Origin of the sequence: Pectobacterium zantedeschiae, from assembly GCF_004137795.1 — a bacterium.
Classification (GTDB): Bacteria; Pseudomonadota; Gammaproteobacteria; order Enterobacterales; family Enterobacteriaceae; genus Pectobacterium; species Pectobacterium zantedeschiae.
In genome coordinates this window covers 14,433-36,534 of sequence record NZ_NWTM01000003.1, presented here as the reverse complement: position 1 = coordinate 36,534, position 22,102 = coordinate 14,433, and the positions used below count along the sequence as shown (strand labels likewise).

19 protein-coding genes are annotated in these 22,102 nt (G+C 54.7%); 10 read left to right on the top strand and 9 right to left on the bottom strand.

The window, feature by feature from the left end:
• Nucleotides 1–18: 18 nt before the first annotated feature.
• From hslU to priA, 5 genes are all read right to left on the bottom strand, one after another.
• A complete protein-coding gene (gene hslU / locus CLR69_RS17485; protein WP_129707263.1) occupies nucleotides 19–1,350 on the bottom strand; it encodes an HslU--HslV peptidase ATPase subunit in 1,332 nt (443 codons plus the stop codon).
• A gap of 9 nt (nucleotides 1,351–1,359) precedes the next feature.
• Complete coding sequence (hslV, locus tag CLR69_RS17480) at nucleotides 1,360–1,890, bottom strand: ATP-dependent protease subunit HslV (RefSeq protein WP_005973334.1); 531 nt, start codon at nucleotides 1,888–1,890, stop codon at nucleotides 1,360–1,362.
• Between the two features lie 205 nt (nucleotides 1,891–2,095).
• Entirely contained in the window at nucleotides 2,096–2,956 is an 861-nt protein-coding gene (ftsN, locus tag CLR69_RS17475) for a cell division protein FtsN (RefSeq protein WP_129707261.1), read from the bottom strand.
• Nucleotides 2,957–3,169: 213 nt separating this feature from the next.
• Nucleotides 3,170–4,213, bottom strand: a complete 1,044-nt coding sequence (gene cytR, locus CLR69_RS17470; RefSeq protein WP_129707259.1) for a DNA-binding transcriptional regulator CytR — start codon at nucleotides 4,211–4,213, stop codon at nucleotides 3,170–3,172.
• 299 nt (nucleotides 4,214–4,512) lie between these two features.
• Nucleotides 4,513–6,711 (bottom strand): primosomal protein N', encoded by a 2,199-nt coding sequence (gene priA, locus CLR69_RS17465; protein WP_129713014.1) that lies wholly within the window; start codon nucleotides 6,709–6,711, stop codon nucleotides 4,513–4,515.
• 271 nt (nucleotides 6,712–6,982) lie between these two features.
• On the opposite strand from priA, the gene rpmE reads away from it, so the two are divergent.
• A complete protein-coding gene (gene rpmE / locus CLR69_RS17460; protein WP_010281510.1) occupies nucleotides 6,983–7,198 on the top strand; it encodes a 50S ribosomal protein L31 in 216 nt (71 codons plus the stop codon).
• 86 nt (nucleotides 7,199–7,284) lie between these two features.
• Here rpmE and CLR69_RS17455 read toward each other — a convergent pair whose 3' ends face one another.
• The 4 genes from CLR69_RS17455 to metJ form a co-directional block, all read right to left on the bottom strand.
• On the bottom strand, nucleotides 7,285–8,298 hold the full coding sequence (locus tag CLR69_RS17455) for a FecCD family ABC transporter permease (RefSeq protein WP_129713015.1): 1,014 nt from the start codon (nucleotides 8,296–8,298) through the stop codon (nucleotides 7,285–7,287).
• The gene (locus CLR69_RS17450; protein WP_129713016.1) at nucleotides 8,295–9,257 is read right to left on the bottom strand and encodes an ABC transporter substrate-binding protein; all 963 of its coding nucleotides are present in this window, start codon (nucleotides 9,255–9,257) and stop codon (nucleotides 8,295–8,297) included. The genes CLR69_RS17455 and CLR69_RS17450 overlap by 4 nt, the downstream gene beginning before the upstream one ends.
• 9 nt (nucleotides 9,258–9,266) lie before the next feature.
• A complete protein-coding gene (locus CLR69_RS17445; protein WP_129713017.1) occupies nucleotides 9,267–10,064 on the bottom strand; it encodes an ABC transporter ATP-binding protein in 798 nt (265 codons plus the stop codon).
• A gap of 224 nt (nucleotides 10,065–10,288) precedes the next feature.
• On the bottom strand, nucleotides 10,289–10,606 hold the full coding sequence (gene metJ, locus CLR69_RS17440) for a met regulon transcriptional regulator MetJ (protein ID WP_005973355.1): 318 nt from the start codon (nucleotides 10,604–10,606) through the stop codon (nucleotides 10,289–10,291).
• Between the two features lie 187 nt (nucleotides 10,607–10,793).
• Here metJ and metB point away from each other — a divergent pair, with 187 nt between their 5' ends.
• The 9 genes from metB (at nucleotide 10,794) to metF (ending at nucleotide 21,862) form a co-directional block, all read left to right on the top strand.
• Nucleotides 10,794–11,954, top strand: a complete 1,161-nt coding sequence (gene metB / locus CLR69_RS17435) for a cystathionine gamma-synthase (RefSeq protein ID WP_129707249.1) — start codon at nucleotides 10,794–10,796, stop codon at nucleotides 11,952–11,954.
• A gap of 2 nt (nucleotides 11,955–11,956) precedes the next feature.
• Nucleotides 11,957–14,392, top strand: a complete 2,436-nt coding sequence (locus tag CLR69_RS17430) for a bifunctional aspartate kinase/homoserine dehydrogenase II (RefSeq protein WP_129713018.1) — start codon at nucleotides 11,957–11,959, stop codon at nucleotides 14,390–14,392.
• A gap of 203 nt (nucleotides 14,393–14,595) precedes the next feature.
• Complete coding sequence (locus CLR69_RS17425) at nucleotides 14,596–15,762, top strand: ABC transporter ATP-binding protein (RefSeq protein WP_129713019.1); 1,167 nt, start codon at nucleotides 14,596–14,598, stop codon at nucleotides 15,760–15,762.
• Between the two features lie 22 nt (nucleotides 15,763–15,784).
• Nucleotides 15,785–16,918, top strand: a complete 1,134-nt coding sequence (locus CLR69_RS17420; protein ID WP_129713020.1) for an extracellular solute-binding protein — start codon at nucleotides 15,785–15,787, stop codon at nucleotides 16,916–16,918.
• Nucleotides 16,919–16,989: 71 nt separating this feature from the next.
• Entirely contained in the window at nucleotides 16,990–17,829 is an 840-nt protein-coding gene (locus tag CLR69_RS17415) for an ABC transporter permease (RefSeq protein WP_129713021.1), read from the top strand.
• A complete protein-coding gene (locus CLR69_RS17410; RefSeq protein ID WP_129707239.1) occupies nucleotides 17,826–18,632 on the top strand; it encodes an ABC transporter permease in 807 nt (268 codons plus the stop codon). Before CLR69_RS17415 ends, CLR69_RS17410 begins: the two co-directional genes overlap by 4 nt.
• Nucleotides 18,629–19,633: a LacI family DNA-binding transcriptional regulator gene (locus CLR69_RS17405; protein WP_129713022.1), complete on the top strand. Its 1,005-nt coding sequence runs from the start codon at nucleotides 18,629–18,631 to the stop codon at nucleotides 19,631–19,633. Before CLR69_RS17410 ends, CLR69_RS17405 begins: the two co-directional genes overlap by 4 nt.
• Complete coding sequence (locus CLR69_RS17400; RefSeq protein ID WP_242451653.1) at nucleotides 19,585–20,442, top strand: phosphodiesterase; 858 nt, start codon at nucleotides 19,585–19,587, stop codon at nucleotides 20,440–20,442. The genes CLR69_RS17405 and CLR69_RS17400 overlap by 49 nt, the downstream gene beginning before the upstream one ends.
• Before the next feature lie 523 nt (nucleotides 20,443–20,965).
• Complete coding sequence (metF, locus tag CLR69_RS17395) at nucleotides 20,966–21,862, top strand: methylenetetrahydrofolate reductase (protein ID WP_129707235.1); 897 nt, start codon at nucleotides 20,966–20,968, stop codon at nucleotides 21,860–21,862.
• The last annotated feature ends 240 nt before the right edge of the window (nucleotides 21,863–22,102 follow it).

The window sequence follows — 22,102 nt, the reverse complement described above, 5'->3', positions numbered from 1 at the left end:
GCGATCCGCGAAAACGGATTATAAGATAAATCGACTCAGATCTTCATCTGCTACTAATTCATCCAGATGATTACGTACGTAATCTGCGTCAATGGTAACGCTTTGGCCGTTCATTTCGCTGGCGTCGTAAGAAACATCTTCGATCAGACGCTCCATAACGGTGTGTAAACGGCGCGCGCCGATATTCTCGGTGCTTTCGTTTACCTGCCAGGCCGCTTCGGCAATGCGACGAATGCCATCGGCGGTGAATGAAATCTCCACGCCTTCTGTTGCCATCAACGCTTTATACTGTTCGGTTAGCGAGGCGCTCGGTTCTGTCAGAATGCGCTCGAAATCTTCCGTCGTCAGCGCCTGCAATTCCACACGAATCGGCAGACGTCCCTGCAACTCTGGAATCAGGTCGGACGGGCTGGCAACCTGGAATGCGCCGGACGCGATAAACAGGATGTGGTCAGTTTTGACCATACCGTGCTTGGTCGATACGGTGCAGCCTTCAACCAGCGGCAGCAGGTCGCGCTGAACGCCTTCACGGGAAACATCCGGGCCTGAGCTTTCGCCACGCTTACAAATTTTGTCGATTTCGTCGATGAACACGATACCGTGCTGCTCAACGGCTTCAATTGCCTGCTGTTTCAGCTCTTCCGGGTTCACCAGCTTGGCCGCTTCTTCCTCTATCAGCAGCTTGAAGGCGTCTTTGATTTTGACCTTACGGGCTTTCTGCTTCTGTCCTGCCAGATTCTGGAACATGGACTGTAGCTGATTGGTCATCTCTTCCATGCCCGGCGGAGCCATGATCTCTACGCCGACGGGGGCGGCAGCCAGATCGATTTCGATCTCTTTGTCGTCCAACTGACCTTCACGCAGTTTCTTGCGGAATGCTTGACGAGTTGCGGAAGGCTCCTGAGTGCCTTCTGCTTGTCCCCAGTTGTTTTTTGCCGGAGGAATCAGCACGTCCAGAATGCGGTCTTCCGCCATCTCTTCCGCACGGAAGCGATTTTTTTCGATGGACTGGTGGCGCACCATTTTGATCGCGGAATCCGTCAGATCGCGGATGATGGAATCCACTTCCTTACCCACGTAGCCGACTTCAGTAAATTTGGTCGCTTCCACTTTGATGAACGGCGCATTGGCGAGCTTCGCGAGGCGACGAGCGATTTCGGTTTTACCTACGCCGGTCGGGCCGATCATAAGAATATTTTTAGGCGTCACTTCATGACGGAGTGCTTCGTCCAACTGCATACGGCGCCAGCGGTTACGCAGCGCGATGGAAACGGCGCGTTTCGCTTTATGCTGGCCGATGATATAGCTGTCGAGTTCACTGACTATCTCGCGCGGGGTCATTTCAGACATAGTTGATCCTTACGCCTTGGAGGCTAATTCTTCTATCGTGTGGAACTGGTTGGTGTAGATACAGATGTCGCCAGCAATCCCCAGAGATTTCTCGACGATATCGCGGGCACCCAGCTCGGTATTTTCCAGTAAAGCACGCGCTGCGGCCTGCGCATAAGGACCGCCGGAACCAATGGCGATCAGATCGTTCTCAGGCTGCACGACATCGCCATTACCAGTAATGATCAGTGAGGCATTTTCGTCTGCGACGGCCAGCAAGGCTTCCAGTTTGCGTAGCATACGGTCAGTACGCCAATCTTTAGCCAGCTCGACGGCCGCTTTCACCAGATGGCCCTGGTGTAATTCCAGCTTGCGCTCGAAAAGCTCAAAAAGGGTGAAGGCATCCGCTGTACCGCCTGCGAAACCAGCGATGACGCGGTCATGGTAGAGACGACGTACTTTACGCACGTTGCCTTTCATCACGGTGTTGCCCAGAGTGGCTTGTCCATCACCGCCAATGACCACCTGGCCGTTGCGGCGTACGCTTACAATTGTTGTCACGAGTCAGTCCCCGTTTGAAGAAAAAGACCCCCGCATCACGCGCAATGTTGCTCGTTTAGGTTTGATGCCAGAAAAATACGGTGTGAGGTAATGCTGATGATACCTCGCACCGTGCTAGTCCGGTCTCTCGACCCTTAACCGATCGGCATTGCCCACATTACTCGGGGCGCATTGATGTTATAGATGGGGGAAGGCGTGGGTTTTTTCAACCCCCGCTGGCAAGAGGAATACAGTTTGATGCACCTGCGCCTTTAAGACGTTGAAGCATACTGTCCGCCGCAGCCCGGTTGTTGTAAGGCCCCAGCATAATACGGTTCCAGCCACCGTTAGAGGTGATGCGGCTTTCGATACCCGCAAACGCCAACTGTGCTCTCACGGATTCGGCTGGATCCATGGTTTTGAAGGAGCCACACTGAATCGCCCAGCGTTGTGTTTTTTCGACTTTTGGTGCTTCAGGCTGTTTGACCGGCTGTTGCTTCGGTGCTTCTTGTTTTGGAATATCTTGTTTTGGAACCACAGGCGTCGTTTGCGTGACCGCTGGTGCACGTGTTGCAGGCTGGGTCGTCACAACAGGCGGCTGTTGCATTGTTTGCGTCGGTGGCTTAATTGTTACCTGCGAGCGCGGAACCTGTGTCTGGTCGTTATACGGCACTTCGGAAAGCTGTGTTGGCTGACGACGCATATCAGACTGCATCTGTTCCAACAGCTGGCGCTGTTCATCCGTCAACTGTACCGGCGAGCGGATCTCTCCACCAGCCGAAGGCTCTGTTGGCGTCGTGACACCCAACTGACGGTTTTCCAGCTCTTTGATGTAGCGCCAGCGTTCTTCCGGCTTGGGTGGCAGCCCGTTACCTTTGCCCGTGTTCTGATGTGGCAGGACGGGTGAGTCATCGGGTTTATTATGGGCGATAAAGTACAGACCGCCCGCGAAGGTGACCAAAACGGCAACAGCAAGCGCGACCATTGTTTTGGACGCGCCTGAAGCGTTGCCTTTTTTTCGGCTATTTGTCGTTTTCCGACGCGTTCCTGATGAACGTCCCCGGCTCACGTAGTCTCTTTGTGCCACTGTCGTTTCGCTGTGAATTGATAGGTAAATGTACCCGTCATACTTCAAGTTGCATGTGCGTTGGCTACGTTCACTCACCCGAATCACTTACCTGAGTAAGCTCATCGGGATTCCTTCCCTTGCCGCCTTCCTGAAACTCGAATTATTTAGGGGATAACATAATTAGGGGGTCATGTTACTGAACCCTCAAATATTTGACCAGCACCTGAAGTCTTAAAGCCTGTTACGGGCGTAATTCGGAGCGGCGACGCTATCGCGTATGACCAGCTCACTGGACAACAGACGGGAACCGCTTTGTACCGTGTTACCTTGCAACTGCTCTAAGAGTAGCAGCATTGCCTCACGTCCGATCTGATAACGTGGTTGGGCGACAGAAGTCAGAGGAGGCCAGCAGTACTGCGCTTGTTCGATATCGTCGAAACCGATGATGGAGAGATCGCGCGGGATATCCAGTCCCATCTTTCGGGCCTGCGCCAGCACGCCCAACGCCATGAGATCGCTATGGCAGAAGATAGCGCTGGGTGGCTGTGGGTGTTGCATCAGCGCAATCAGACCATTGATTCCCGTTTCGTAGGTGAAATCGCCCCGAAAGATATACTGGGTATCGATAAGAATCCCGTTGCGGCGCAGGGCTTGAATATACCCTTGCAGGCGATATTGGCTCAGATGCATGTGCTCTGGGCCCGCAATGCAGGCGATGCGCTGATGACCGGCCTGATGCAAATAGTGTACGGCTTCAAAGGCGGCGGTCAGGTTATCGATATGCACGGTTGGCAGCGCCAGATCCGGTGAAAACTCATTCGCCATCACCATCGGTGGCAGATTACGCTGCTCTTCCTGACCTGCGTCAAACGGCAGATTAGAGCCAAGCAGCACCATGCCGTCGATCTGTTTGGTAATAATCAGGTCGACGAAGGTTTTTTCTTTCTGATGCTGGTGAGCGCAGTCGCCAATCAACACCAGATAGCCGTGTTCGGCTGCCGTTTCCTCGATCCCACGAAATATTTCGGAGAAATAAGGATCGCAGATATCTGGCACGATCGTCAGGATCGTGCGTGATTCGTTACGCTTGAGGTTTCTGTTGAGTGCGTGAGGCGAATAGCCAACGGCGATGACAGCCTGCTCGACCCTCCTACGGGTGGTCGCAGAGACTTTCTCCGGGTTCATTAACGTTCGAGATACGGTGGCGGTGGAAACGCCTGCCTCATCCGCCACGTCTTTCATCGTCGCCGTGGTGACGCCTTTCTTCTGCTTCAACGCTTTTCTCCTTGCGTCAGCGTTAACTGGCGCTGACTGTCAGCAGAACGCTCCTGTCTGCTGACTCTCTATGATTACGGATACACTTTTCGGCGTAGTATGCCAACCGAGTGGCACTATATGTCAGTAAACATGTCAGTAAACGATCTGTCCCAGCATACTGCCTGCGTAAACAGTGATAACAGATTGAACGCAGGTTTTGTTGCTTAATTTGCACAGAAAGTGTGATGAATATCGTGTTAGCGACGCTGCTCGCAAAAAATGCGTGGCAAAAAACCGAAATGACCTAACAGGAAGCGCTAACCGTCTGTGGGGTCAACATCTAACACCCATTTCACTTTACGTGCCTGCGGCAGGGTACCGATCAGCGCCAACGACGTTCTGACCAGCTTCTGCAACAACGCTCTGGAGGGATGTTGTAGCAAGAGTTGCCAGCGGAAGCGCCCCGCGCGTTTGGGCTGTAAAGCAGGCACTGGACCCAGCAGCCAGAGTGATTCATCCCGCAGCGGACTCGCCTCCAGTAAATTACGCAATTGCTGGAGGAATAAAGCGGCCTGCTGATTATCGTGATCGTCAGCACGGAAGATGATGTGGCTGGTAAACGGCGGTAGAAAAACGCTTTTTCGTTCGGTAAGCGCCTGACTGGCAAAGGCATCGTAGCCCTGTTGCAGCAGTGTTTGTAATAGCGGGTGTTCCGGGTGATGAGTTTGCAGCGCCACCTCGCCAGCCTTGCCTGCACGCCCCGCGCGACCTGCTACCTGAGTGTAGAGCTGGGCAAAACGTTCGGCTGCGCGAAAATCGGCGGAGAACAGCGAACCGTCAACGTCCAGTAAGGCAACCAATGTTACGTCAGGGAAATGGTGGCCTTTCGCCAACATCTGTGTGCCGATAAGAAGACGTGCGCCTCCCTGCCTGACCTGAGAGAGTTGCTGCTCAAGTGCGCCTTTACGGCTGGTGGTGTCACGGTCGATGCGAGTGATCGGGACATCTGGAAAGATCGGGACAAGACTTTGCTCCAACTGCTCGGTGCCCAGACCGACAGGCACCATATTGGTCGAGCCGCAGCCGGGGCACTGTTGTGGGACCGGGCGCTGGCTATCGCAGTGGTGGCAGCGCAACATCTTCTGATGCTGGTGGTAGGTATAATAGTGATCGCAACGCTGACACTCGGCAATCCAGCCGCACTCATGGCACATCACCACGGGGGCGAATCCGCGCCGATTAAGGAATAAAATAACCTGATTATCGTTCGTCAGATGGTGACGGATACGGGTAATCAGCGGCTGAGATAATCCTGCTGTCAGCGGCAAGCCTTTCAGATCGAGAACATGCTGTTTGGCCAAGGCGGCATTGCCTGCTCTTTTGGTCAAATTCAATCGTCGATACTTGCCGATCTGGACGTTATACAGCGTTTCCAACGCGGGTGTCGCCGTTCCCATGACGATCGGAATATCTTCCTCTCTGGCACGGAAGACGGCCAAATCACGGGCGTGATAGCGCCAGCCTTCCTGCTGTTTGTAGGAGCTGTCGTGTTCTTCATCGATCACAATCAGCCCTAAACGTGCAAAAGGAGTAAATAGCGCCGATCGTGTTCCGATAACGATCGCCGCTTCGCCGCTGCGGGCGCGCAGCCAGACGGCGAGGCGTTCGCTGTCGTTGAGTGCCGAGTGCAGTACATCCACTGGGGCGTTAAAACGTTCGCGGAAACGGGCGATGGTTTGCGGCGTCAGGCCAATTTCCGGCACTAATACCAGCGCCTGTTTGCCCTGTGCCAGCACGTTTTCCAGCACGCTGAGATAGACTTCGGTTTTGCCAGATCCAGTGATACCCGCGAGCAGCCAGGCGGAAAAATGGTTATCTTCGCTGCGGATAGCGCCAACGGCGGTGGCCTGTTCAGTATTCAGACGCAAGCGGTCGGTTGCCAGGCTAAAGCTTTGACGCCAGTCATGAGGCGTTTGCTCCGCGGCTTTTAACTCGCATAGCCCTTTGCTACGCAGCGCCTGTAACGCCGTCTCCGTCAGCCCGATTTCACTTACCTGATGGCGATAAAGTGGCGACTGAAGTAAGGCTGCCAGCGCTTGCTGCTGTTTAGCGGCGCGTTTGAGCGTGCTGAGCGGTGTCGCCCGGCCTTGTTCGGTGGCAAACCATTGCCAGAGCGGTGCGCGGTGCGCGGGTTTCCCTTGCCGCAGTAATATCGGCAGCGCATGGAACAGTACTTCGCCAATCGGGTAGTGATAGTACTCGACTGCCCACAGTAAAATACGCCACAGGCTGGGTGGAAACAGCGGCTGTTCGTCCAGCACGTCATGCACGGGTTTTAATTGCTCAAGCGGGAGTTCGCTGGTATCGCTCAGCGCGGTAATAATACCGATGGCTTTACGGTTACCAAAAGAGACGCTGACGCGTGTGCCGACCTGCGGAGTCACTCCTCCTGCGGGTAGCAAATAATCGAATGTACGTGCCAGTGGCACGGGCAAAGCGACCTGAGCGACAGACATAACTTCTCCGTGGTAGTCGACGTGATTTGCGAAGCGATCAAAGACATAACCGAGCGGTCGGTATCATGCGCGACGCAGGTAGAAAATAACGCAAGGCGCTAGTGTACATGCTGCGAGGGATAATGTGTGGATGCGATTGCATCGGGGTAGCAGATTCTGTATGATCCGCCGCCATTGTGCCGTTTGCATAATGAACTTACTTACTCAACTTTCGTGTGGTGTCTGGCGGAACAAGGCTGGATAGCGACACGGCCTTAACAGAGGTTTCCCCATGAAAAAAGGTATTCACCCGAATTATTCTGCAGTTACTGTAACTTGCTCTTGCGGTAACGTGATCAAAACCCATTCTACCGTGGGTCGTGACCTGAACCTGGACGTTTGTGGCGAATGCCACCCGTTCTACACTGGCAAACAACGTGATGTTGCAACCGGTGGCCGTGTTGACCGCTTCAACAAGCGTTTCTCCGTTCCAGGCGCTAAAAAATAAGTTTTACTGGCCAACTGGCATCGCCATTTTTGGCACAGTAACTTTCGACAAAGGCACCGACAGGTGCCTTTGTTGTTTCTGGCGTATCAGTATCCCTGCTGACGTTTTACTAGTAGTCCCAGAACGAAGATGCCGCCTAATCCTGCCGTAATAATCCCGATAGGTAATTCCTGCGGAGCCAATAGCTGCTGGCTGAGCCAATCACCACCGCATAGCAGTATCGCACCGAGCACCGCTGCCAGCGGCAGAAGCCTCTTGTGCAACACGCCGCTCAATGGGCGAGCCAAATGGGGAATCATCAGGCCGATAAAACCGATCACGCCGGTCAACGCGACCAACAGCGAGGTGGCGAACGCGCAGCAGATGAAAATTTCCACCCGTACGCGAGACAGATTAACCCCCATTGAAGCCGCAGTTTGCCCGCCAGCCAACAGCGCGTCGAGCGCGCGCCAGCGGAGGACTGTGAGGCCAAATAACAGCAGAACGCTGAACAGCGCGAAGGGTAAGGTATCCCAACGGGCAAGGCCCAGCCCGCCCAGTGACCAGAAAAGAATCGAGCTGGCAGCGCGTTGATCGCCGGAAAATACCAGATAATTCGTCAATGCGCCGAAGAGAAAAGAGATCGCTAATCCGCAGATGATTAGGCGCTCCGCACCACGCGCCTGTTGCAGTAGAAACAGTGCGGCCACGGCGACGGCCGATAAAAGTCCGCCACAGAAGGCCGCCATCGGTAGCGCCCAGTCACCGAGCTGTTCACCAAAACGAGTGATGACGGCGACGGCACCTGCCGAGGCTCCAGCAGACAGGCCGAACAGAAAAGGGTCTGCCAGATCGTTACGAGTCGCCGTTTGCAGAAAAGCGCCGACCATCGCTAAACCCGCTCCGCATAATGCTGCCAGCAGGCTGCGGGGAATGCGCAGATCCAGAATGATGCGTGAGGTCATCGGCGAAACGTCTGCTGACGATAACCCTAATACGCTGGCGACCTGAGTAAGAGGGATTGTCGTGCTGCCTGTCGCAATATTTAACAGCATCAGCCCAGCCAGTATTAGCAGCGCGATAATGAGAGTCGCGGCATAACGTGAAGGCGTTGGGCTCACTTGAAGGCATCCGGGTAAAGGGTGTGCGCCAGTTTATCGATGGCTTTTATATTGGCTGGCCCTGGCGTTAGCTCCGCATATTGCAGTTTCAGGTAGCGCTGCTGCTGTACGGCAGGGGTAAATTTCATCAGCGGGTGTGATTCCAAAAAGCGCCTTAAGGCATCTGCGCCATTGCCCGTCTGATAATCTAGCAAAATGATAAAGTCGGGCTCACGTGCCGCCACGCTTTCCCACGATGTGGAGGCCCAGCTTGTTTCCATATCGTCCATCACGTTCTTGCCGCCCGCAGCCTCAATGATGGCAGTCGGCATGGCAAATTTCCCGCTGGTAAAAGGCTTATCGTCGCCCGAGTCATACAGAAAAACCCTCTGCTTTGGCCGATTGCCAATACGGATTTGCAATTCCGCAAGGTGCTGTTTCCAGCCATCAATCTGTTCCTGAGCCTGTTCCTGCTTACCGAAGATTTTCCCCAGCTTCAGCATGTCGCCGTAGAGCAGATCCATACTGGCTCGCGGACGCTGTTGCTGCGGTTCGGTGAACACACAGCTTTCGCTGAGCACCAGCGTCTGAATACCGTATTTTTTCAACGACTGTGGCGTGACTTCTCCGCCTACTTTCATGCCGTAGTTCCACCCTGCAAAGAAGAAATCCGGGTGGACGGCTAGCAGATTTTCCAGCGTTGGATATTTTGCTGCCAGTTCAGGGATCGTGCCCTGCTGCTGGATAAAGTCTGGCGGTGCCTTATACCAGCCGGTGATTCCGGTCAGCCCGACGATATCTTTTTGCAACCCAAGTGCAAACGCCATCTCTGTCATATTCAGGTCATGAATAACGGCGCGCTGCGGCGGCTGGGTAAAAGTGAGCGGTTGCCCACAGCTGTCGACCGTGACCGGAAAATTCGAGGCGAGCGCCCCGTACGACGTTAATGCCAGCAGTCCAGACAGAAGCGTTATTTTCATCAGGGTTCCTTAGTGCAGTTCAGGGGCTTCAAAGATGCGAATGGGTAGCCCATTTAGCGGATGCGGTACCGTAAAGCTCTCCATCCCAAATACTGATTTCACACAGTCAGCGCTCAGCGCGTGTGCAGGCGTTCCCCAGCGGAGTAGTGTTCCCTGCTGCAAAACGGCAACGCGATCGGCAAAGGGGGTAATCAGTGGCAGATCGTGCAACACCGCCAGCGTTGAAATGCCGCGTTTTCGCACGAGAGACAGCAACTGCGCGCGTGCTAACGGATCGAGATGGTTGGTCGGTTCATCCAGCAGCAGGAGCTGCGGCGTTTGTGCAAAAGCTCGCGCCAGCGCGGCACGCTGACGTTCCCCGCCAGAGAGCGTACCCAGCAGTCGGTGGCGCAGCGGTAGTAATCCGGTATCGTCCAACGCTTCCTCGATGAGTTGGCGATCGTGTGCAGGTGTACTGCATCCGTGGTGCGGAATCCGCCCTAAGGCGACATATTCCGCGACCCGCAGGCGCAGGTCTGGCGCATCGCTTTGTGCCAGAATCGCGATACGCTTTGCTCGCTCATGGCGACTGAGTGCGCTCAGAGGTTGTCCATTCAAACAGACATACCCTGTCGTTGCGCTGAGTTCACTGGTCAGCACGCGTAACAGTGTGGATTTGCCGCTGCCGTTGGGCCCGATGAGTGCCAGGCGTTCACCAGCGTGCATGGAAAGCGAAATATCACTGAGTCGCGGTGCTCGATTGGCGTCGGCAACAGAAACATGGTGAAGCTGTAGCAATAAAGGCCTGTTGGATAGAGGCTCTGTCATGATGCGGGCATATCAGCGTTATAAATCATAATTGATATGTTATAACATAACAAATTAAATGCAATCCTGATTCTGAACGTGAGCGGAAAAGGAAACGAGCGGAAGAAAAGAGGGCGGTTGATATGTGTCAGTGAGGCGCGATGGGACGGATGGGGATTCTCTGCATAGCAAAACCCCGCCGGGAAAGGCGGGGGTTAGCTAGAAAATAGACAGCGCAAGCGCGATCAGTATTCCCACGTATCTGGGTCGATGCCCATTTCACGCATGATGATTTTCGCTGCTTCAGGAATTTCATCACTGCGTTCTTTACGCAGGTCTTCGTCATTCGGTAACGGTTGGCCCGTGAACGCGTGCAGAAACGCCTCGCACAGCAGCTCGCTGTTGGTGGCATGGCGCAGGTTATTCACCTGACGACGCGTGCGTTCGTCAGTCAGTATCTTCAATACTTTCAGAGGGATAGATACTGTTATCTTCTTGACTTGTTCGCTTTTTTTACCGTGTTCAGCGTAAGGGCTGACATACTCGCCGTTCCACTCAGCCATGGGATACCTTAAAAATTAATCTAATGAAGACAGCATCTGTCATGAAATGCCACAATTCTAGCGGTTATTATGCTTATGCTCAATCTATACGCAAAGAAGTTTAGATGTCTAGATGTGTTGACGTCTATTAAAACTGCGTTTACTCTTAAGTTCCTATCTTTTCAGCCTCCAGCCAGGAAATGAGCCGATGACGCGTAAACAGGCAACGATCGCAGTCCGCAGTGGGTTAAATGATGATGAGCAGTATGGCTGCGTCGTCCCCCCGATTCACCTTTCCAGCACGTATAACTTTACCGGATTCAACCAGCCACGTGCACATGACTATTCACGTCGCGGTAACCCCACGCGTGATGTGGTGCAGCGTGCGCTTGCTGAACTGGAAGGTGGTGCGGGTGCGGTAATGACGAGCAGCGGGATGTCGGCGATTATGCTGGTTTGCACGGTGTTCCTGCGTCCCGGCGATCTGCTGGTGGCACCGCACGACTGTTACGGTGGTAGCTATCGTTTGTTTGACAGCCTGAGCAAACGCGGCGCGTTTCGCGTTAAATTTGTCGATCAAAGTGACACCACTGCGCTCAACGCGGCGTTGGCAGAAAAGCCGAAGTTAGTGCTGGTGGAAAGCCCGAGCAATCCTCTACTGCGCGTCGTGGATATTGCTGCGATTTGTCAGGCTGCGCGGGAAGCTGGCGCAGTCAGCGTGGTGGATAATACCTTCCTGAGCCCGGCGTTGCAGAAGCCGCTGGAGCTGGGGGCCGATCTGGTGGTGCATTCATGCACGAAGTACCTGAATGGTCACTCCGACGTGGTTGCGGGGGCTGTGATTGCCAAAGATGCTGATACCATTACTGAACTGGCCTGGTGGGCGAACAATATCGGTGTGACGGGTGCCGCGTTTGACAGCTATCTGCTGCTCCGTGGTCTGCGTACCTTATCGCCACGTATGGCGGCCGCGCAGCGTAATGCGCAACAAGTGGTTGAATTTTTACAAACGCAGCCGCTGGTGAAGGCGCTGTACCATCCTTCACTGCCCAACAATCCCGGCCATGATATTGCCCGCCGTCAACAATCTGGTTTTGGCGCTATGCTAAGTTTTGAGCTGGATGGGGATGAAGATACCCTGCGGCGTTTTCTGGCCTCGTTGGAATTGTTCACGCTGGCGGAATCGCTGGGTGGAGTTGAGAGCCTCATCTCTCATGCCGCAACGATGACGCATGCGGGTATGGCGCCAGAGGCGCGTGCCGCGGCGGGTATCTCTGAAACATTACTGCGTATTTCCACCGGCATTGAAGACGGCGATGATCTGGTTGCCGATCTGGATCGTGCGTTTCAAGCCGCAGCCAAGAGGTAAGAATGAGTGCATTAGGAGTAGCGCCATCGGTAACAGGCCGACAGCTGCATAAGTTTGGCGGTAGCAGTCTGGCCGATGTGAAGTGTTACCTGCGCGTAGCCGGTATTATGGCGGAGTATAGCCACCCCGGTGATTTGATGGTGGTGTCTGCCGCAGGCAGTACCACAAACCAGCTGATTAGCTGGTTGAAACTGAGTCAGAGCGATCGCCTGTCTGCGCATCAGGTTCAGCAGGCATTACGTCGCTACCACAGTGAACTGATTGCCGGGCTTCTACCTGCGCAAGATGCAGAAGCGCTGACAGTCCAGTTTATTCGCGATCTGGAGCGTTTGGCTGCGCTGCTGGATGGCAAGATTACGGATGCTGTCTACGCCGAAGTCGTTGGGCACGGTGAAATTTGGTCGGCTCGTTTGATGTCCGCTGTGCTGAATCATCGGGATATGAATGCAGCCTGGCTGGATGCGCGTGATTTTCTCTGTGCGGAACGTGCCGCACAGCCTCAGGTTGACGAAGGGCGTTCCTGGCCGCTGTTGCAGCAATATCTGACGCAACACTCAGGGCAGCGTTTGGTGGTGACCGGTTTTATCTGCCGTAATGACGCGGGTGAAACGGTGCTGCTGGGGCGCAACGGGAGTGACTACTCCGCGACGCAAATTGGTGCGCTGGCAGGTGTTGAGCGCGTGACCATCTGGAGCGATGTTGCCGGGGTTTATAGCGCTGACCCGCGCAAAGTAAAAGATGCCTGCCTGCTGCCGCTGCTGCGTCTGGATGAAGCCAGCGAACTGGCTCGTCTGGCTGCACCGGTGCTGCATACGCGAACTTTACAACCCGTTTCCGGCAGCGATATCGATCTGCAACTGCGTTGCAGCTATCAGCCTGAGCAAGGGTCAACGCGCATCGAACGCGTGCTGGCCTCGGGCACGGGTGCCAAAATTGTCACCAGCCACGATGATGTGTGCCTTATTGAAGTTCAGATTCCTTCCGAACACGATTTCGTGCTGCTGCAAAAAGAAGTCGAACAACTGCTGAACCGCGCACAGTTGAAACCGTTGGCGATCGGCGTTCATCAGGATCGTAATCTGCTGCAACTGTGCTACACCTCCGAAGTGGTGGAGAGTGCATTGCAGTTGCTGACGCAGGCCGCGTTGCCCGTTGAACTCAGCGAACGTGATGGGCTGGCGATGGTTGCGATGGTTGGTGCAGGCGTGGGTAAAAATCCGCTACACAGCCACCGTTTCTACCAGCAGTTAAAAGATCAGCCGATTGAATTTGTCCGTCAGGCTGATGATGGCATCAGTTTGGTGGCCGTGTTGCGTGTTGGCCCGACGGAACATTTGATTCGTGGCTTGCACCATTCACTGTTCCGTGCGGAAAAGCGTATCGGTCTGGTGCTGTTCGGCAAGGGTAATATTGGTTCACGCTGGCTAGAGCTGTTTGCGCGTGAGCAGAGCAACCTTTCTGCACGTACCGGTTTTGAATTTGTACTGGCTGGTGTGGTGGACAGTACGCGCAGCCTGTTGAACTATGATGGACTGGATGCTAGCCGCGCGTTGGCTTTCTTCGAAAGTGAAGCGCAAGAGCGGGATGGCGAAGATCTGTTCCTGTGGATGCGTGCGCACCCCTTTGATGATTTAGTCGTTCTGGATGTCACTGCCAGTGAATCAGTCGCCGATCTGTATCTGGATTTCGCCAGCTATGGTTTCCACGTCATCAGTGCTAACAAACTGGCGGGTGCATCCGGTGGCAATAACTATCGCCAGATCCGTGATGCTTTTGCTAAAACGGATCGTCACTGGTTGTATAACGCGACGGTGGGCGCAGGATTGCCAGTCAACTTTGCCGTACGCGATTTGCGGGAAAGCGGCGACAGCATTCTGGCGATTAGCGGGATTTTCTCCGGCACGCTCTCCTGGCTGTTTTTGCAGTTCGACGGTACCGTACCGTTTACCGACCTGGTCGATCAGGCTTGCCAGCAGGGGCTGACCGAACCAGATCCGCGCGTTGACCTCTCCGGTCAGGACGTCATGCGCAAGCTGGTAATTCTGGCGCGTGAGGCGGGATATGACATTGAGCCTAGTCAGGTGCGGGTTGAGTCGCTGGTGCCGCCAGGTTGTGAACAGGGGTCTGTCGATCACTTCTTTGAAAACGGCGATTCGCTGAACGAGCAGATGCTGCAACGCTTGGAAGCCGCACAGGAAATGGGCTTGGTCCTGCGCCATGTCGCGCGTTTTGACAGCAACGGCAAGGCTCGCGTTGGCGTTGAGGCGGTTCGCCCCGATCATCCACTGGCTTCGTTGCTGCCGGGTGACAACGTGTTTGCGATTGAAAGCCGTTGGTATCGGGATAACCCGTTGGTCATCCGTGGGCCGGGGGCAGGGCGTGATGTGACGGCGGGTGCGCTTCAATCTGACCTCAGTCGTTTGGCGCAACTCTTGTAAAGTCTGCTGTCATTGCCCATCACCGTTGACCGTCTCTTAGTCGTATTTTTATGCAGACCAAGAGACGGTTTCACGCGCCACAATACGGCTATTTTCATGCTCCCCCGTAGTCCTGTCATTGAAATGTCACGGTGACAACACGCCACTGACACGATCTCACCGCACAATCGGCGCATTGTTTGATTATCGCGGAATGCACAGCTGTGCAAAAAACCACTTCCTCTGCGGCAGCCCCGCACATTGTTATCGACCATCTACATGTCGGATATGGCACGACAGCCGTATTGAACGATATCCATCTGGAGATTGCGCAGGGCGAATTCGTTGCGTTACTCGGTTCGTCAGGATGCGGTAAGACGACGTTATTACGCACGGTTGCTGGTTTCTCGTCACCGCAGGCTGGGGTGATTCGTGTTAACGGGCAGGATATGACGCAAGCGCCGCCAGAGAAGCGTGGAATGGCGCTGGTGTTTCAGAGTTATGCGTTGTGGCCACATATGACGGTGGCACAGCATATTGCTTACGGGCTGCGTTTGCGCCGTGTACCACGAGCGGAGATAGTCAGTCGCGTAGCGGAATTGGAGACGATGCTGGGGTTGACGGGGCTAAGCGCCCGTAAGCCTGCGGAATTGTCCGGTGGACAGCGCCAGCGCGTCGCCTTGGGCCGTGCACTGGCCGTTCGGCCCGACATTCTGCTGCTGGACGAACCGCTTTCCAATCTGGATACCCGCATTCGCCTACAGCTGCGTGATGAAATCCGTGCGCTGCAACAGCGGCTGGGGTTGACTGCGATCCACGTTACGCACGATCGGGAAGAAGCGATGGTGATGGCGGATCGCATCGTGATTTTGAATCAGGGCCGCATTATGCAGGCGGGTAGTCCGCAAGAGGTATATCACCATCCGGCCAGTTCGTTTGTCGCGGCGTTTATGGGCGCGGAAAATCGGCTCGTGCTGGAGGCTCGCTATGACGGCGATACGCTGATGATTTCCGGGGATGCAGAAAGCCACTCACTGGTGCCAAAGAACACGTCGCTACAGCCCGGCCCGATAGAAGCACGTTTCCGTGCGGAGGCTGCTCAGCTTTACGATCCTGCGCATGCCCCGCTCGTCCAGCCCGGCATGTTGATGCGCTACGGCACCGTGCTGTCACAAAGTTACCCCGGCGGATATTGGCTGCATACGATTGCCAGTGGATCGTGGCGGATACAGGTTCATGCCACTCATCCTTATGCGATTGGGCAGCGGGTTGCCGTACAGATCCCCGCCGAGGCGCTGTTTCTTTTCCCGCTGGCAGCAGAGCTCACGTCTTCGGCCGCGGCACCAGATACCACTTCACTTTATTCCCCGCTTCCTGGCCTGACGGCCTGACCCTGAATTGGAGACAAATGATATGAAACGCATTTTTGCTGCAACGCTGATGATGAGTACGCCGCTGGCTGCCGTGCAGGCACAGGAGTTAACCGTGTTGACGGCGGGCGATCAGAATATGGTCGACTATGTGAATGAATACTTAGGGCCGCTGTTCGAGAAGCAGCATCCCGGTGTGAAAGTGCGTGCCGTCGGTACAGGACCAGGTGATGCAGGGTCGCAGAAAATCCTTGAGCGCTTTAATGCACAGCAGGCTGCCGGGGCCAAAGTATGGGATACCGATGTCGCGATCGTGCATGAGAAATTTGTTGGCCCGATGGTGCAAAAGGGCGATTTGCTGAAGTATCGCGATGATATCGCCAGCGGCAAGTTGGTCAGCATGGCCGCCGCGGATAAAGCCATGGGGATAGATGTGAAAGGCTATGTGATGCCGATGTTCAGTAGCCAGACGGCACTGGCCTATAACCCCGGCATGGTGGCTAATCCGCCTAAAAGCTATGACGAAATCCAGCAGTGGGCGGCCGCGAACCCGAAGATGTTTGGTTATAACGGCATTAAGGGTGGAGCATCGGGCGTCAGTTTTGTGATGGGCTGGATTTACGCTTACGGCGGTGATGCGCAGAAACTGATGAACGGACCGTTTGACGAAGCGGAAGCGAAGAAATGGCAGCCAGCGTTTGAACGCCTGAAAGCCTTTAACAAGAACGTGACGCTGACGCCGGGCAACGCGGGCACGCTCGACATGTTGAGCCGTGGTGAAATCGCCATGGGACCGGTGTGGGTAGACATGTTCTATTCCTGGAAAGCGAGTGGACAACTGCCAGACAATTTCAAACTGCTGCTTCCTGCACCGGGTATGCCGGGACAGCCGATGCACTATGTCATCCCCGCGCAGGCACCGAACCGCGAGCTGGCTAAACAGTTTGTCGAACTGGCAACCAGCGCCAAAGTACAGGCTGAAGGGATTGTCGAGCGCTTTAACTGGTATCCGGGGATTGATGCCAAGTACGTTCAGGCTGAGCTGAAGCCTGCTGTATGGCAGCGTCTGTTCACCGATGTGACGCCTGATGAGCTGGCGAGCAAAGGCAAGACGTTCCCTATCGCGCCTTACCACACCGCGATCCTGAACGCCTATGAGCAGGCGATGGCAAAATAGTGCCACTGGCTTAGATACCCTTTAGTATTACAGGCGCTCTGGCGGGATGAAGCCAGAGCGCGGAGACATTCATGTTGCAAGTATCCCAATTATCTTCCCGACTGGCGGGGATCGCGTTGGTGTTACCCGCGTTGGCGGTGGTGGCTGTCTGTTTTATCACGCCGCTGGGGCTGTCGGTTGGGGGCGCGTTTGTCAGTCAGAATGGCGTGGGCATTGATAATTTTGTCACGGCATTGACGCTGTATCTGCCCGATATCCTGTTTACCTTGCTGATTGTGAGCCTTGCTACGCTACTGATCGGTCTACTGTCCGTCCTGATCGGTGGCTACCTGACGCTGGGGGAAAGCCCGCGCATGGTAGCGCTGCTACGTTGGGTGTATCGCTGGCCGCTGTTTATCCCGTTTATCGTGACCGGGCAAATTTTACGCACGTTTCTGGCTAAAAACGGCTGGCTGAATGGCGCGCTGGATACGCTCGGTATCGTCGATATGGCCAGCGCCAGCAATTGGCTGGACTGGCGTGGCATCGTGTTCGCCTTCGTCTGGAAACAGACGCCGTTTGTGGCGCTATTGGTTGCGGGTGCGATGGCGTCGTTGGATCGCACGATGATAGAGTCCGCTCGTAACTTAGGCGCATCGCGCCTGCGTATTCTGTGTGAGATTGTGGTGCCCCAGGTTGGGCAAACGCTGCTCACCGGGCTCATTCTCTCCTTCGTCACCATGATGTCGGTACTGTCCGTGCCGATGATGATCAATGCTCAGTCGCCGACGATGCTAACCGCCAATATTGCCTTCCGCATTAACGCCTACGGTGACTATGGCGTGGCGAATGCGCTGGGGGTGATTTCCTTGTTGATGACCGGCCTGTTTGCTGTGATTTATCTCCGCTTGAACATGAGGGAGAAGGCATGAAGAACGTACTGTGGTGGATCCCGAGGATGCTGATTCTGGGGACGCTGATCTTCTTGATATTCGGACCATTGGCGAACCTCCTGCTGTGGTCGGTAGCGGAAAAATGGTTCTATCCTCACCTGCTGCCCAATGACTGGGGTTTTGCCTTCTGGAAGCGGGTATTTTCACCGCGCGGTGTAGCCTGGGAAGCGCTGGGGAATAGCGTGTTGGTGGCGGTGTTCACGGTGCTGGCTTCGCTATCGCTGGCGATTCCGGCTGGATATGCGTTGGCACGTCTGCCGTTACCCGCTCGTGGCCTGATATTGCTGGTATTCCTGATCCCGCAGGCGTTTCCGAACCTGACGGTGTACGTCAACATTGCCCGTCTGTTTTATCAGTGGGGGCTGAATGGCACGCTGCTGGGTGTTGTGCTGGTTCATACGGTACACGGGCTGGTATTTGCTGTCTGGATTGCTTCGGCGGCGTTCTCTGCGGTGGGGCGTGAAATGGAGCAGGCGGCACGTTCGATCGGTGCCGGGCCGTGGCGTGCCTTTATTGATATTACCTTACCGCTAGCTATGCCGGGACTGATGGCGTCCGCCATTTTTGTCTTCCTTGAATCGTTGGATGAATTTACTGGCAGCTATTTTGTGGGAGCACCGGATGTGCAGATGATGCCACTGTTGCTCTATACCGCAGGAGCGGGCGGTAACTATCAGATTGCCTCTATTACCGCGCTGGTACTACTGATTCCTTCTGTCTTATTCATGCTGGTCGTAGAGCGTTTTTTGAAGGCTGACGTTATGGCAAGGATAGGGAAATGACGGTGGGTAAACCGGGCTACGTTAGCGCACAGGATGTCGCACGTCGGGCCGGCGTATCGCGCTCGGCGGTGTCCCGCAGTTTTACCCCTGGCGCAAGCGTGTCTGCTGCGACCTATGCCAAAGTGATGACGGCGGCACAGGAGCTGGGATATCAGGTTAACGATTTGGCGCGTGGCCTGTTGACGAACAGCAGTCGTCTGGTTGGGCTGGTGGTGACGCATCCCGAAGTCGGATTTCGTGCCAATTTGGTTGCGGAGCTATCGCAGGCGTTAATTCAACGCGGCTCAATTCCTGTTCTCATTAATACCGGTCATGTACGAGAAGCGATGGTTGCCGCGCGTTCAATTCTATTTGGTCACCGGGCAGAAGCGACGATTGTGCTTTCGGGGTCACCGCCAAAAGAGTTTGTCGAACTGGCACAGCTAAACGGTCAGCCGCTGATTGTTATTGGGCGGCATGAACCTGCGTGTGACAGCGTACACATCGATAATGACACCGCCGCGCGTATGGCGGCGCGGCTGTTTGCCTCATCGGGCAGAACGCGTTTGGCTTTGGCCGGAGCGGCTTCGGCAACGCCCAATATCATGGAACGTGAACAGGCGTTTTGTGAGGAGGCGCGCGCATTAGGGCTACCCGTGGCTGTTGTGCGCGGTAGTGATACGGATTATGACGATGGGCTGGCGGTGGGGCAGACGCTGTTTTCTTTCCCGGAAGCCGCCAGACCGGATGCAGTGTTCTGCGTCAACGATTTAGTGGCATTTGGCGTGATCGATCGCGCAAAGCAGTTTGGGCTTACCGTTCCGCAGGATCTCATGGTTATCGGGTTTGATGATATTCCGGCGGCAGGGTGGGATGCCTATGCGTTGACAACGTTTCGCCAGGATCCTGCAACGATGGCGGCACAGGCGTTGGCGTTGCTCGATCGACGCCAGTCTCAACTACAAGAACCTGCGTGCCGAGCGAAAGTGGCCGCTCCATTAATCCGCCGCCAGTCGGCGTAACGATATTGATGGGCGACAGCGCGTGGGTAGCAAAACCGAGGGTAACGATGAAACTGATTCAACTTTCCGACCTGCATTTGACCGCACAAGGCGGCAACTTGCACGGTCGCGATCCCGAACTGCAACTGAAAGCGGCGATTGCCGACATCAACGCATACCACCGCGATGCCGATCTGGTGGTGATCTCTGGCGATCTGTCCGATGATGGAAGTGCGGCATCCTATGCCTTTCTAGCATCGACGCTGGCTGAATTACAGGTTCCCTGGTGTGTGACGATGGGGAACCACGACGATCGGGAGATGTTTCTGGTTCAGTTCCCGACACTGGTGGATGAAAACGGATTTGTGCAGAGCGTGACGGCGGTTGGAGATGATCGCGTCATTCTGCTGGACTCGTTACATGCTGGTGAAGTGGCCGGAACGTTGTGCTCCGTGCGATTGGCATGGCTTGAGCAACAGCTTCAGGCGGCTGAAGGAAAGAATGTGTTCCTGTTCCTGCACCATCCACCGGTGTCGATTGGGCTTCCAGCGCTTGATAGCGTTAGGTTGGCACCCGAGGCCGCAGACGCGCTGTATCAGGTATGCCACCGCGTCGGTAATGTGCGGCATATTTCGGCAGGACACGTGCATCGGCCTGCTAGCGGCAGTTGGCGAGGAATGTCATTCAGTACGATACGCGGCACCAATCATCAGTCTGCCCTGCGTTTCGCTCCTGGATTTGAAGTCAGTTTGGAGGCTCCGCAGTACGCTATTTTTCTGACGACGGAAGACGGGCACACCGTACATTTTCACGATTTCTCTTGTGGCTGAGGGCATGTTCCCTTTGGTTTAATCATTTTTTATGCAGTCTGAGTGAAGGTTTTGCGGTTATCCGGCGTAAAAATTATGCATCAGTGGGCTTGAGCGCCGAGTGAGCGGCATGGACGCCGCGAAAGCCAGTGCCGCGTCTGGAACGCGTCACTGGCGGCTCGGTTAGCGGTCAAGAACACTGATGGAACCGCGTAGCGGCATAATTTAGCCGTAAGCCTGGGGTCACGGGGCGAGTGGCGCTTGAGCCGTCCCGTGTCGGGCGCATGCTACGAGGTAGCATGAAAATAACGGTATTATCGCGCACGAAACTGGCTCCACGTTGACATAGCAATGTGAATAAGAGACAGCACTCTTGCGGGAAGATCATCATGAAATTTTTTCATTTACCGTGAGCAATCATCACCTCTGTCGGGCTGAAAAACGTTGACTCTTTAAGCGGATTACGTCATTTTCTATATAGACGTCTAAACGTATAGACGTGTAGAGAATGATAATAACAATCACGGTCAATGGGGTAGCAGGTATGAGTTTTTTTCACGCAAACCAGCGGGAAGCGCTGAACCAAAGTCTGGCGGAATTGCAGGGACGAATTAATGTGTCGTTCGAGTTTTTTCCGCCACGTACCAGCGATATGGAAGAAACCCTGTGGAGCTCGATTGATCGACTGAGCAGCCTGAAGCCCAAGTTTGTTTCTGTGACCTACGGGGCGAATTCTGGCGAACGCGACCGTACTCACAGCATTATCAAAACGATTAAAGAACGTACCGGTCTGGAAGCTGCTCCTCACCTGACCTGTATTGATGCCTCGCGCGAACAACTGCGTGAAATTGCGCAGGATTACTGGCAGAGCGGTATCCGCCATATTGTTGCGCTGCGCGGCGATTTGCCCCCAGAAGGCGGTAAGCCGGAAATGTATGCGGTGGACCTGGTGTCCCTGCTGAAAGAGGTTGGTGATTTCGATATTTCGGTTGCCGCCTATCCTGAAGTACATCCTGAAGCTAAAAGCGCGCAGGCTGACCTGATCAACCTGAAACACAAGATTGATGCCGGGGCGAATCGTGCGATCACACAGTTCTTTTTCGATGTAGAAAGCTATCTGCGGTTCCGTGACCGCTGCGTGGCAACGGGTATCGACGTAGAAATCGTGCCGGGCATTCTGCCAGTATCGAACTTCAAGCAACTGCAAAAATTTGCCACGATGACAAACGTCCGCGTGCCACACTGGATGACAAGCGTGTTTGATGGTCTGGATAACGACCCGGAAACCCGAAAAATGGTTGGGGCGTCTATCGCGATGGACATGGTGAAAATCCTGAGCCGCGAAGGGGTAAAAGATTTCCACTTCTACACATTGAACCGTGCTGAGCTAAGCTACGCGATTTGCCACACGCTGGGCGTCCGCCCTGAAGTGGCACGCTGAGGCAATACGCAAGATTTCAGGAAGAAAAAGGGCCGTCACGCAGTTGCGGTAGATTCAGGGATTGGAATACCCGAATCTACGGCTTGTGGGGGCTTTGAAAGGGATGAGTCTCAGGGATGAGATTCCTATTCGCGCAGTTCTGCTAATCGTCACTGGCCTGAACCACCGTTTATCTCTAATGCATGGTTTTATCGCTAATCATTTTTATTTCTAATAACAGTATGATGGCTTCCCTACGAT